The sequence below is a fragment of the Carnobacterium sp. GW821-FHT04C06 genome, assembly GCF_059420345.1.
Window position 1 is genome coordinate 274,120 of the sequence record NZ_JBWKTN010000001.1, and the last position, 12,593, is coordinate 286,712.

13 protein-coding genes and 1 riboswitch are annotated in these 12,593 nt (G+C 34.5%); all 13 genes read right to left on the reverse strand.

The window, feature by feature from the left end:
* Positions 1-67 precede the first annotated feature (67 nt).
* On the reverse strand, positions 68-649 hold the full coding sequence (thiT, locus tag AC07SW_RS01335) for an energy-coupled thiamine transporter ThiT (RefSeq protein ID WP_119908132.1): 582 nt from the start codon (positions 647-649) through the stop codon (positions 68-70).
* Between the two features lie 73 nt (positions 650-722).
* A riboswitch (TPP riboswitch) is annotated at positions 723-829 on the reverse strand.
* 92 nt (positions 830-921) lie between these two features.
* Complete coding sequence (locus AC07SW_RS01340) at positions 922-1,329, reverse strand: helix-turn-helix domain-containing protein (RefSeq protein WP_494632111.1); 408 nt, start codon at positions 1,327-1,329, stop codon at positions 922-924.
* Between the two features lie 380 nt (positions 1,330-1,709).
* Positions 1,710-2,060, reverse strand: a complete 351-nt coding sequence (locus AC07SW_RS01345) for a DUF2178 domain-containing protein (RefSeq protein ID WP_494632112.1) — start codon at positions 2,058-2,060, stop codon at positions 1,710-1,712.
* Entirely contained in the window at positions 2,050-2,289 is a 240-nt protein-coding gene (locus AC07SW_RS01350) for a helix-turn-helix transcriptional regulator (RefSeq protein ID WP_135023805.1), read from the reverse strand. Before AC07SW_RS01350 ends, AC07SW_RS01345 begins: the two co-directional genes overlap by 11 nt.
* 172 nt (positions 2,290-2,461) lie before the next feature.
* The gene (locus AC07SW_RS01355; RefSeq protein ID WP_494632113.1) at positions 2,462-2,983 is read right to left on the reverse strand and encodes a phosphoribosylanthranilate isomerase; all 522 of its coding nucleotides are present in this window, start codon (positions 2,981-2,983) and stop codon (positions 2,462-2,464) included.
* A gap of 14 nt (positions 2,984-2,997) precedes the next feature.
* Entirely contained in the window at positions 2,998-3,417 is a 420-nt protein-coding gene (locus AC07SW_RS01360) for a hypothetical protein (protein ID WP_311907514.1), read from the reverse strand.
* Positions 3,418-3,499: 82 nt separating this feature from the next.
* Complete coding sequence (locus AC07SW_RS01365) at positions 3,500-4,354, reverse strand: alpha/beta hydrolase (protein ID WP_135023811.1); 855 nt, start codon at positions 4,352-4,354, stop codon at positions 3,500-3,502.
* Positions 4,355-4,380: 26 nt separating this feature from the next.
* Positions 4,381-5,406: a nucleoid-associated protein gene (locus AC07SW_RS01370; RefSeq protein ID WP_494632114.1), complete on the reverse strand. Its 1,026-nt coding sequence runs from the start codon at positions 5,404-5,406 to the stop codon at positions 4,381-4,383.
* A gap of 134 nt (positions 5,407-5,540) precedes the next feature.
* Entirely contained in the window at positions 5,541-7,589 is a 2,049-nt protein-coding gene (locus AC07SW_RS01375; RefSeq protein ID WP_494632116.1) for a heavy metal translocating P-type ATPase, read from the reverse strand.
* A gap of 137 nt (positions 7,590-7,726) precedes the next feature.
* The gene (locus tag AC07SW_RS01380; protein WP_074402568.1) at positions 7,727-8,206 is read right to left on the reverse strand and encodes a GNAT family N-acetyltransferase; all 480 of its coding nucleotides are present in this window, start codon (positions 8,204-8,206) and stop codon (positions 7,727-7,729) included.
* Between the two features lie 112 nt (positions 8,207-8,318).
* A complete protein-coding gene (locus AC07SW_RS01385; protein ID WP_135023818.1) occupies positions 8,319-9,656 on the reverse strand; it encodes a M20 family metallopeptidase in 1,338 nt (445 codons plus the stop codon).
* A 39-nt stretch (positions 9,657-9,695) separates the two neighbouring features.
* Positions 9,696-11,165, reverse strand: a complete 1,470-nt coding sequence (locus tag AC07SW_RS01390; RefSeq protein WP_135018719.1) for a YfcC family protein — start codon at positions 11,163-11,165, stop codon at positions 9,696-9,698.
* A gap of 342 nt (positions 11,166-11,507) precedes the next feature.
* Positions 11,508-12,161 (reverse strand): HD domain-containing protein, encoded by a 654-nt coding sequence (locus AC07SW_RS01395; protein ID WP_135023955.1) that lies wholly within the window; start codon positions 12,159-12,161, stop codon positions 11,508-11,510.
* Positions 12,162-12,593 lie beyond the last annotated feature (432 nt).

Below are 12,593 nucleotides of genomic sequence, written 5' to 3' on the forward strand. Positions count from 1 at the left end.
CTCATTTATAAAAATAATTCTTTTTCTAATAAAAAAAGGACCCTGTCAAAGTCCCTTTTTTAAATTCTTATTTTTTTAGCCAACTTGTTTCTTTCGAAAGAAATAAGTCGGGTGCTGTAGCAGCCACAATCACTAAAACAACACTGGTGACAATTCCTGTTGCCAATGCGCTTCCCCCATTCATAATAAAGGAAAACCAAACCGCACTCATTCCCTTTGGAGCATAACTTCCCCAAAAATAAAATCCTGCTACGAAATGCCAAAAGAAGCGGGCGAATGTTCCAATAAAAGTTCCCACTATAATATAGCTCACCATTTTCCCACGTTGCCTAGTCACGATTGATTCTCGTACTTGGCTGGCTACTACGCCTGCAAATCCCGTAAACATAAACGCGATAAAATATTCTATAAAGCCTTGTAGTAAATTTAAAATAGCCACATTTCCAACTAAAAAATGCAGAACGCCCCATAAAAATCCAGCAACAATTCCTGCTGCTACTCCCCTTCTAAAACTAAAAAGAATAAGCGGAATCATTCCTAATGAAATGGTGAAATTTGCTCCGATATTTGTTGGTAAAAATGACAAAACGATTGCAAGTGCCGCACAAATCGTTCCTTCAATCCAGACATTTAACTTTGTTTTGGACATAAAAAAACTCCTCCTTTGAATGTGTCGAACAGTGCCACACAACAAAGGAGGAGCTGAATGATTCTTTTTATCATCGTCGCCCCGTCACAATTCCTACGCTCGTACTAACGAACAGGTTCGAAGGGTTAGAATCCACTTGATTCAATCTCAGCCGCATTTGCAGCACCCCTTTGTGATGGTTGTTCTATTAAATTTTCTTCTCGCTAATTATCGCATTTATATCAATTCTAGTCAATAGTAGCTCGTTAGTTCTTTAATCTATATGCTAGTTTTCAAAGTAATTTTTTTAAATCTAAAATACTTTGAATAGTTCCTAAAACACCCACAATTAAGCTAATAACATTTAATTCTTTATAACCAACAGTCTTTATTCTAAAAAGGCTAGAAATTAATATAACCATATAAGCTATTAAAAACAAAATGGTCACAATCATTTTTGTACGCTTTTTAACTTTTTGTTCCAACAATATTTTTTTTAAATCACCATCTTCTTTGATTAACTCATCCAATGAAAAATTAAATATTTCTGAGATTCTAATGATATTTGCAATATCTGGATACCCTTTTTGTCTTTCCCAATTGGAGATAGCTTGTCCTGAAACATTTAATTTCTCAGCTAATTCTTTTTGAGTTAAGTTATTATTTTTCCTTAAGACTTTAATTTTTTCTCCTATTTTCATTTGTTCAACTCCTTTATTCTTTGATAGCCTTAGCATAGTTCCTAATGATGCATTCGTCACTAAAGGAATGCTTGAACGAGCTAAAGTATTTCTTTACCTCCACTATTCAATCAATTATGCTGTCTTTTTATTTTTCAGATTATACATTTGTTCTTAAACCCAATCGTTATTATTTTAATTGACTTTTATATTGAACTCTAACTGATATCAAAAAAAGTAACGATTGTTATTATTTAAAAAAATAAATTATTATACTTTATCTATGTAGTGATTTCAAAAAGTTGAATTTTAATCGAACTTTTTGAAATCTATTCAAAAAAATTTATCTTAAAAATTAAATTCAACCATTCAATAATCATCCAAAAAATTATTTAAGTAATTTATTTAAAATCTTTTCTATATTGTCTAAATAGATACAGACTCCCTATTAAAACAGCTAAGCTATATTTTATTGAATAAAACTGATACGGCATGTAACTTTTTGGAAAAATTATATCACAAATAATAATTACCACCAATACAACATATGCCAACTTCTTATAATATTCATTTGTTCTTTCATCGGGTTTTCCAATTTTTTTTAATAAATAATAAGACAAGCACATACCAATAAGAATCATAAGCATCGTGAGCCCCACTAAAAAATTCAAATTCGAGGGACTCTGAGAGACCCATTCCTTCAATGGAAAAAATAATGCTTCAGGCAAATCACTTAAAGATTTAATTTTCATTTTTATCTACTCCTTTTTTATATTCAAAAATTTCTCCCACAGTAACTCCAAAAAATTCTGCAATTCTAAATGCTAATAATAAAGTTGGAACATAATTTCCTTTTTCCATCACAAAAATCGTTTGCTTTGATACACCTACGTTATTAGCTAATTCTTGTTGAGATAATCTTGCTAACACTCTAAACTCATACACTTTATTATCAATTGAGTCCTCAAAGTCTTTTTTCATCGTTATCACCTCTTGATAAAACTATAACACTTTTCTTTTTAAAAATAAAATTAAACTTATACAAAATAAAGATATATCATTCATCATAATGCAAAACCCCTTAAACAGATGCCTTGAAATTTTCTTCAAAAAAAAATCTTTCAAAATCATTAGACTCTGAAAGATATTCCGATTATTCAATATTTGTTAATAGATCAGCTAAATAAGCTATTTTTGCAAAATCCTTTTGATTATTTTTCTGATTTCGGTAACTATCTTTAGAAGAAGCTTGATATAGTTGATAATATTGAGTGGCATTTAACAGTCGATAACGTATCCCTTGATCTTCTATTTGCTTAATGTCATCTAAGGCAATTCCTGCAAATTCAGGCAGTGTATCAATAACTGCAAATTCAACTCGCAAGGTTCCTTTTTCAAAAGCATGCTCGTGTAAATCAACCAATGAGAAACCTAATCCTTCAAGTTGTTTTTTTACTTCTTCCCATTGGTAAATGATTTCTTCAACCGGAGCTGACCATCCCCTGCTATCTCCTGGAATATGTATATCAATATCTCCAACATCCCAATTTTTAGTTGTTACAATCTCAAGACCTAGTGAACCCATTAAAACCGGAACAATTCCACATTCATTTAGTTGTTTGGCAACGGATAAAAACACTGAATATTTTGGATTTTCATAACCATACGCTTTCATTCTATCCTCTCCTATTAAATGATTTTTCCCAATTGTTTTTTGCGTTGATACAAGCTTAACAAGGCTATTAAAAACCAATAAATACTTATTAAATAAATACTCGCAACAAATTGCAATTTGCCGTTTACCATGATTGGTTCTATTTTATAGTTGGTAACCGTTACAGCGAAGGCTGTGATACTCATAACAAAATAAAATAAAATCATTCTTTTTTTAATACTCGCTTCATGACCCAGCGCACCTTTCCAACTCGTCATTACACCAAAATAAAAGGAACTAAACAACAATAAAATCCATGTTTCTAAACGATTGGTTTCCGCCCACTGAAAGCCAGTTCCAGTCAGAAATTGATTCATAAGAAATAACCCAATAAACACTAAAAATGAATAGTAGCCATATTGATACCTCAGGTTTTTACGATCTTTTCTCAACAATTCACATCACTCCTTTTATTCAGTATAAGGAAACAGAAAGTAAACTACAACGCGTTTGTTAATAGTTTTATTCGCTACAATGCTAATTCTCATCTTGATAAATAAATGCCTTCACTTGTTTTTGTACCTTTGAATTATCTAACAAGTCACTATGACCTGTTTGTTTGCCAGTAATGATGCTTTCTTGATAGCTTGCCACTTGCTTTTTGATAAATAGCCGACTAGCTAATGCGCTTTGTACAGGAACTACGCCATCACTATGCGTCTCATTTTTTTCTTGATCTCCAGCTATTGCCAAAACCTTTAACGACGAAGGCAATTGCGTTTGTTTTTCAATAAAATTAGTTAATAGATGGCTCGCTTTTTTCACTTCTGTAAAGGCTAGATTATTGTCGTTATACTCGGCTGTTGTATCATTAAATGGCGTTGCAATGGTTATCAGGCGATTCATTTGGGGATTTGAGGTTGTTTGATAGTTCTCTAAATAAGTCGCTAAGACTAATCCTCCATTTGAATGCCCTACAGCATCAAAAGTCGAAAACGGGTATTTCTTTTTGACGTCTAGCACTACGTTTTGAAACCATTTAGCTTCAATATCTACTGCTTTTTCTGTATTGTCTTCAAAACCGACAACGATAAAAGGACGCTCACTACTTTTTTTCAATTGATTTAAATAGTGAATCCCGCCATCTTTTTTAACTTGAATTTTTAGGACTGTGTTGCTAGTCACCTGTTCCTCCATCAACGATTCCGTAAAGCTATTAAAACGTTTATTCGTTGCATTCGTTCCTGGTATCAAAAAAACAGGATTTTTTGCAGTTTGTTCTTCAGTGGGAACTTTAGGAAGTTGCTGTTGTTGATAAAATCGAATTCCAAAATAGCTTGTTGCAAGTAACGTTATAAGGACAAGGGCAAGCCCTTTAAAATTCATCTTCATCCACTAACCACTCCCTTTGGTTTCTGCTAATAATAAATTTTAAGGTATTTTCGTTTTTCCACTTCATCGAAGCCTTCCACCATATCCTTTTCAGTTAGCTGATTGACATCTTTTACAACAATTGAAATGTTATTATTAATTTTGATTTTATTTTTGACTTTTTTAGAAAAAGCTTCTTTATTTTTCTCATTTACTTTAAAATTATCAGGAAACGTCACTGCATGGGTTTTTTCATAGTTTGCAACGCCTGTCTTAAATTCTTCTTGCTTTGATTCTTCTACCAGCGTATCTGCAAAGTCTTCCAAATTGATTTCTGGCTGAACTTCTAAATATTCTTGTGCTTCTTTAATAAAAGTTGATTTTCCAACTAAGCTTTCATCGTCTTTTTTGACAAATTCCGCACAGATATTCACAAAACTTTCTGCTAATAGCGTGTCGTCTAGGACTTTTTCAATGCCTAAAAAATGTTGTTTCCAATACACACTTTCTCCCCTCGTTAAATTGTCTAACGCAACAACGCGGTAGCCATCTTTTTCCTGCAGGTTAAAAACAATACAAGCTTTATCGATGTCTTTTTTAGTGATTCCTTTTTCATACCCAATCGTAACCGATTGCTGATTAAATTCATTTTTTAAGAAAACTTCTTTGTTTTCAACTTTAAAAATTCCAATCGCATCGGTTAATTCCCCTTCAATGATGCATTCGTTTAAATAAATCAACCACAAATCCCCTGATTTGACATTGGGATGGCTAGACGCTTCATACAGTTGCTTTAATAAATCAACCGACCCTTCAAAAAAAGAAGTTTCTTCATTAAAAATTTTACGAATGTAATTGTACGCTTCGTTATAATCTAAGCTTGTTGAGTGTGAAAAATGGTTTGTTGTTTCACTTTTAAAAGGAGATAAAAAAATCTCATTTAACACGGCGGTCATTTCTTCATCCAGTTCTTCAATAATATTATCTGCAATTTCATACCCTTGCTCTTGGGCTTTATTGCCTACAAAATGGACAATTATTTGACGCATTTTGGCATAAGAAAAATCAATCATTTTGTTATACACCTATTTCATTTGGATTCCCATTCGGGTTCAAAACTATTATACTCTATTTTTTTGCAGCTCGCTTCTACTTCATTAAAAAAATCAACTTTCCAACAGAACATAACTGTTAGAAAGTTGATTCTTTAGTGATCGATTTTTAATAATAACGCGTTAAACGCTACTACAACCGTACTCAATGACATTAAGACTGATCCAACGGCTGGACTTAATACAACTCCAATCGGAGCTAGAATCCCCGCAGCTAAAGGAATCGCAATAATATTGTATCCTGCGCCCCACCATAAGTTTTCAATCATTTTTCTAGTAGTATTTTTGGCTAAGGATAGAAAATGTAGGGTATCAAGCGGATCGCTTTTCACTAAAATCACATCTGCTGAATCAATCGCAATATCCGTGCCTGCGCCAATTGCGATGCCAACATCTGCCTTTGCTAAGCTAGGGGCGTCATTTACTCCATCCCCTAACATCATCACCGTTTTCTCTTTTTGTTGATACCTTGCCACCATTTTTTCTTTTTCCTCTGGCAGAAGGTTCGCGTAGAATGTTTGAATTCCAACTTTGTCTGCAACCATTTTTGCTGCTGCTTGGTTATCGCCAGTCAACATTACTGGTTGAATACCTCTATCCAATAGTTCCTTAATAAATTGATAGGCATTTTCTTTGATTTTATCTCCTTGAGCAATTAACCCTATGACTGTTTCTTCAATCATTAAATAACTAACAGAATTTCCCTCCCCAGCTAATTGATTGAACTGTTCTTGATCAAATGCACCTTTTTGTTTCATCAAATAGGATGCAGTCACTATTTTTATGTTTTGGTGATTGATTGTTCCTGATAATCCAACACCTGATATCGCTTGAACTTCACTAGCTGTTGGAAGTTTCACTTTTTCTTCCTCTACTCTTTTTAAAATACCCGTTGCTAAAGGATGACTCGATTTTTGTTCTAAAGCTCCTGCTATTTTTAAAATATCTAGTCTTGAATAGTCTGATTTGAAGGTTTCAATTGCAGTCACGCTAAAATCCCCTTCTGTTAAAGTTCCGGTTTTATCCATTAAGATGACATCCACTTTTTTCGCAGATTCAAGTGCATTTTTATTCCGGATCAATAAACCATTTTTAGCACCAAGTGAAGTGGAACGTGCGGTAACTAAAGGAACTGCTAGTCCTAGCGCATGGGGACAGGCAATCACCAATACCGTCACCATTCGTTCTAAGGGCGTGTTGATTTCTTTCGTAATAAACAACCAACTTACAAATGCTAAAATCCCTACGCTCAGCGCTACATAAAACAACCATTTTGCTACTCGATCAGAAAGCGACTCTACGGCTGATTTTTCTTCTTTTGCACTGCCAACTAAAGCCATTACTTGAGCTAGATAACCAGACTCACCCGTTCCAGTAACACTAATGGTGATCGTCCCTTCACCGTTAACCGAACCGCCAATCACTTTATCTTTCACTTGCTTTTTAACAGACTTCGCTTCCCCAGTAACCATCGCTTCATTAATACTAGTCGTTCCTGCTTCGACAATTCCATCTGCTGGTATTTTTTCGCCTGCCTTCACTTGCAACAAATCTCCGATTGCAACTTCTGATAAGGGAATTTGTTTTGTCTTTAAAGAAGTTGAGTCAATGATCGTCGCTTCATTTGGCAACAATTCCGCCATTTTTTTTAAGGCATCTCCAGCATTACTAATAGCTCGCATTTCTATCCAGTGTCCCAGTAACATAATGACGATTAACGTTGCCAATTCCCAGAAGAAATCCATAACATGTGGCAGATTTGGTAAGAAGTGATTGCTGATAAAAGCATAGACACTATAAAAGTAAGAAACCGAAATTCCTAAAGCAATTAGCGTCATCATTGCCGGACTATGAGCCTTTAGCTCCATTTTAGCTCCACTTAAAAATGGTTTTCCTCCGTAGAAAAAAAGGACAGTCCCTAATAGTAACACAAGCCAATCAGAGCCTTTAAATGTAAATTGAAAAGGTAAATCCATCCCCATCATTGGAGACAATAGGATAATCGGAATAGCTAACAATAGTGAAACTAAAAACTTTTGTTTTAAATTCCCCATGTGTGCCATATGTTCCATCCCACTCATTTCTTCGTGATCCATTCCTTTCATATCGTGTGGGTCCATTGAATGATTCTTCATCGAATCCATAATAATCCCTCCTCTATCTACGACTACATATGTAATCGTTTTGGTTTATCTTTACAATACTGCGCCTTTGATTAAAAGTCAATTCATCCAACTTAAAAAGAAACTTGCTGATGATTAGTAGCAAGTTTCCTTTGTTGTTATAAATCCATTGAATAGATCAATTGAACGCCCAGTTCACCGTTAATTCTTCTTTTAGTATCATAAAATCCTGATTTTAAATAAAGCATCTGTGCCCCTATATTCATGTGATTAACAGCAAGTACAACTTCATTTACTTGTGGAAAGTGTTCATTAATAAAGGGTTTTAAAGTAGACATGGACTCTTTTCCATACCCTTTTCCTTGATAGCGATCATCAATGGAATACGCTCGCAATAAAATGGCATTGGGATTATCAGTGTAAGGCTCCACTCCAATACCAACCTGCAAAATAAAAAAACCAACTAATGCCTCCTCTTTTAAAATCATAATAGGATGCTTTTCAACTTCATACAATGTCTGAGTCATTGCGTCCATTGGCAACGAAGTAAAATGACTGTCTTCTAAGAAATAACTTGCTAGCAACTCTCCATCACTCACCCGTGCTTCCCTTAACCAAACTCCAACTTCCTTTTTCATGCCTTACACCTCTCTCCATACGAATTTCTTTTATTTTAGTATATCATGTTGCCTTAAATTAGAAAATTTTTATGAAAAAAGACTAGAAGAAAAATCTTCTAGTCTCAAAAGTTTACTTGCCTGCCAAACGATAAATTGCCTCCGCGTAAATGTCCATAGCTCCATAGATATCTCGCAAGGACATTTTTTCATTTGCTTCATGAAAAGTAATCGGAGAATCTGGGAAAACCGCACCAAATGCCACACAATTATCCATTGTTCTAGCAAAAGTTGCTCCGCCTGACGTCATTGGATCTGAGAGATCCCCTGTTTTATCACGATATACGCCTAATAATGTTTCAACTAATGTTGATTCTAAAGGCACATAAAGTGACGCTAGATAATCAAATTCTTCATATTTGAGATGATACTTTTTCGCTACTTCCGTAAGTGTTGCAACGATCTCGTCTTTGTTAACAGTCACTGGAATGCGAATATCAATACCAATTACGGACTCGTTTTCATCTACTTTTAAAGAAGCAACGTTGAAGGTCAAAATACCAGAAGCATTATCTTCTACTTCGCCAAATAGCTTGATTCCACGTGCATCTTCCTTGACTTCATTTGCAATAAAATCAATGGCTTCTGATTTTGTAATCATTTGAAGAGCCATTGCTAAACGAGTAACGGCATTGATTCCTTGGTTTGCATCTTTTGAATGAATGGATTTCCCTAAAACCACCACAGTTTCATTTTCCATCTTATAGTTAAATCCTAATTTTTCAAGTTCGGATTTCAAGGCTTCTTTAAGTGGACCTTTGTATCGTGCTTCTGCTGGAACAACGTTTAATGCATCTCCACATGCCACTGCAATACCCTTTGATCCTTTGCCTTTTAGTTTTACTTGTAACAAACCTTTTTCAGCAAATGTTAAAGGAAATTCAGCGTCTGGTGCAAAACCCATTACTGCTTTTTCTTCTTTTTCATTGTATTTATCCATACATCGCCATAAGTTTTCTTCATCCGTTCCAAAGATAAAGCGAATTCGTTTATCAAATTCAACTTCTGCATCAATCAAGGCTTTCATTCCATAAAGAGCTGCCATCGCTGGCCCTTTATCGTCTTGTGAACCACGTCCAAATAAAAAGTCATCACGAATCACACCTTCAAATGCTGGTGTTTCCCATAACTCTTCATTGCCTGGTGGCACAACATCTAAATGACAAAGAACGGCTAAAATTTCTTTTCCATCTCCATAATCTGCATATCCATAATAGCCTTCTGGATCTAGATAGGTTTTAAACCCTAGATCTTGACAAATGTCCAATGTTTTTTCTAATACCTTTTGAATGTCCTTGCCAAATAAGGTGCCTTCAGTATTCGTTTCTCTTAAATAAGATGGGTAACTAATTAATGTTTGAATGGTTTCAATACAAGCTGCTTGGTGTTCTTTTGTAACAAATGATTTCACAATTTAGCCCTTCTTTCCATTATTTTTTAAGATTCGTACTTACATCACTGCTGCAATGCCTAGTACGATACAAGTCAAAATAAACAAGATGACAATTAATTTTACCATAAATTTCAACCAAATCGTCAAGTCAACCCTTGCTAAAGCCAAACCACCCATGACAACCCCTGACGTTGGTGTAATTAAGTTCACAATACCTGAACCTGCTTGATAAGCCGTTACAACCAAATGCTCTGGCACACCAGCAAAATTCCCCATTGGTCCAATAATCCCCATTGTAGCTGCTGCTAAGCCAGAAGTAGAAGGAATTAAGAAAGACATTGGAATATAGAAAATAAAGGTTAGCACAATAAAGACAACTGAAGATAAGCCACTTAGTCCTTGTTCGCCCCAATGTAAAACAGTCGCTGTTATCATTCCGTCGTTCATTACCACTTGAATCCCTCTTGCAATCGCACAAATTAAAGCGACCCCCAGTAATTCCCCTGCACCACTAATAAAAGTTGAAACAAAATCTTCCTCTTTCATACGATAAACAATTCCAATAATAACTGCCATTAAAAACATCAGCATTGTAATTTCAGTAAAATACCACGTTCCAAAAGGAGCGATATCTTTTCCAATTAATGCCCCCAATAATGGAAGGTTCGTTAACCATGTATTAAAAGTTTCAAAAATGGTCCATTTTGGATTAATCGATGACCACGGAATCAGACCAAAAATCATAATAACAAAAGTTAAAATAAAAAGAGTTAATACTTTTTTTTGTTTTGGTGTAATACTTTCCATATTTTCATTGATTTTAAAATGTTCTAAATCAGCTTCTCGTTGATGATACATTAGAGAAGCTTCTGGATTTTTTTCGATTTTTGATGCGTAACGATACACATAAATAATTCCAGCAGACAAGGTCACTACCAATAAAAGAATCCGCCAAATAATGCCATCTCCTGGACTAATTCCTAATGCTTGTGAAGCCACACCTGTTGCAAAGGGGTTTGTTGTTGAGGCCAAACATCCAATTTGTGAACCAATTAACACAATTCCAACCGCTACAATGGAGTCAAAGCCTACTGCAATCATGACTGGAATCAACAACGGATAAAAGGCCATTGTCTCTTCTGCCATTCCAAATGAGGTACCGCCTAATGCAAATAAAATCATTAAAATGGGAATAAGACGTTTTTCACGTCCCTTATTATTTTTTACCACTGAACTAATTCCCGCGTCCAATGCTCCTGTTTTTGTAATAACCCCTAAAAAGCCACCAATTACAATAATAAAAAATGAAATTTCCATTGCGCCTGGCGTTGTTTCAGTTCCTAGCATCCCTCTAATTGGTGCCATAAAAATATCCCATAATCCTTGTGGATGAGAAGCAGTTTGATGATAAGTTCCTGCAATAATATTGCCTGCTTTAGTGGTCTCATAAGCACCCGATGGGATCAACCAAGTTAAAATAGCAATTGCCACAATAATTAAAAATAAAACGGTATACGATGTGGGCATCGTAAATTTTTTCTTATTCACTTGCCTTCCTCCTTTTGTGATTCGGAATTGATTGAATGAGTATGCATGTTCTACTCATGTTTATTGTATCACAACCCACAAAAAAACTAGTTTATTAACCTCGTTTTCTAACTAAAAACCCATCTTATTGTAAGCCTTTACTTTCTATTCTTTTACTGTTTCAACAGACTTATTTAAGTGAACCATTGATGTGTAAAGCTTTTCCAACAGTTGCTTAATCAAAAATAGTTGATATGTATAATCATTCTATTTATTCACTACACTCATAAAATAAAAACTTGCTTCTATCATAATATAGAAACAAGTTAATTCTAGAATTTGCTACTTTTCGCCATTCCATTCTGCAAAAAACTCTTTTAAATAGTTTTCCATATACAAATGTCTTTCATTGGCTAATTTTTTTCCAGTAGTTGTATTCATGGTATCTTTTAACTTTAATAACTTTTCATAAAAATGCATAATCGCCGTGTCTTCGTTAGAGCGATATTCTGCTAACGTCATGTTCGTTCTTGGTTGCTTTGCCGGGTCGTGCATCGGTCGACCATGATGCCCTGAATAAATCATTGTTCTAGCAATCCCTATGGCTCCCATTGCATCCAATCGATCTGCGTCTTGAACAATTTTCCCTTCAATGGTTTCTAACTGTACTTTGTTCGTTCCACCTTTATAAGAAAGGTTTAAGACTATCGTTAAAATAGCTGTTTGATCTACTAACGCTAGCTTTTGACTCTTCAACCAATGTTCCACTCGTTGTTTCCCGATTTCTGGCGTTACGTTAAGTTTTTCATCAGGTATATCATGAAGTAATGCGGCCATTTCACAAACAAAAGCATCTACCTGTCCTGCTTCTTGCTGTGTAATTTGTTTAGTCAAATTTACCACTCGTTGAATATGAAACCAATCATGTCCGCTTTTTTCGTTATTTAGCGTTTGAAAGACAAACTCTTTTGTATCCTCTAAAATTTGTTTTTTCATTTTATTCGTCACGTTTTCTTTCACCTCCACCCTTTATTAAACCCGTCATTCTTTTTTAGAATACAATTTTAATAGTAGAAAAACAACTTTTTCTTTATTAAGGTAAGCGGTTTCTTCGTGAAAATAAAAATTTTTTTAAATTCTTTCTAACGACTACTACAATGCGGATAACCCGACTTTTCAAGCTTTTTTTGAAAACAAATCAGTTTTCATTTTCTTTTATTTAATGTTAGAATAATAGACATGCTTTTTAAATCAGGGCATTTTCAATGTACAAAACAGATTAATTGAAACCGAAATAACAAAAAGAGCTTAATCATTTTGATTTACTGCAGGGAAATACTTCCTTGTCTTCTAGGTCATTGTCATTTCATTTTGTTCGTATCGTGTTTTAATTAAACTACAGTGTTTGATTAAAAAAGGAGGAAATTG

What these genes read in the sequence shown, in the direction of transcription:
- AC07SW_RS01375 (WP_494632116.1), bottom strand. Translation starts at nt 7,589, where the DNA reads ATGGATTCGATGAAGAATCATTCAATGGACCCACACGATATGAAAGGA.
- AC07SW_RS01380 (WP_074402568.1), bottom strand. Translation starts at nt 8,206, where the DNA reads ATGAAAAAGGAAGTTGGAGTTTGGTTAAGGGAAGCACGGGTGAGTGAT.
- AC07SW_RS01355 (WP_494632113.1), bottom strand. Translation starts at nt 2,983, where the DNA reads ATGAAAGCGTATGGTTATGAAAATCCAAAATATTCAGTGTTTTTATCC.
- AC07SW_RS01340 (WP_494632111.1), bottom strand. Translation starts at nt 1,329, where the DNA reads ATGAAAATAGGAGAAAAAATTAAAGTCTTAAGGAAAAATAATAACTTA.
- AC07SW_RS01350 (WP_135023805.1), bottom strand. Translation starts at nt 2,289, where the DNA reads ATGAAAAAAGACTTTGAGGACTCAATTGATAATAAAGTGTATGAGTTT.
- AC07SW_RS01370 (WP_494632114.1), bottom strand. Translation starts at nt 5,406, where the DNA reads ATGATTGATTTTTCTTATGCCAAAATGCGTCAAATAATTGTCCATTTT.
- thiT (WP_119908132.1), bottom strand. Translation starts at nt 649, where the DNA reads ATGTCCAAAACAAAGTTAAATGTCTGGATTGAAGGAACGATTTGTGCG.
- AC07SW_RS01345 (WP_494632112.1), bottom strand. Translation starts at nt 2,060, where the DNA reads ATGAAAATTAAATCTTTAAGTGATTTGCCTGAAGCATTATTTTTTCCA.
- AC07SW_RS01395 (WP_135023955.1), bottom strand. Translation starts at nt 12,161, where the DNA reads ATGAAAAAACAAATTTTAGAGGATACAAAAGAGTTTGTCTTTCAAACG.
- AC07SW_RS01390 (WP_135018719.1), bottom strand. Translation starts at nt 11,165, where the DNA reads ATGCCCACATCGTATACCGTTTTATTTTTAATTATTGTGGCAATTGCT.
- AC07SW_RS01365 (WP_135023811.1), bottom strand. Translation starts at nt 4,354, where the DNA reads ATGAAGATGAATTTTAAAGGGCTTGCCCTTGTCCTTATAACGTTACTT.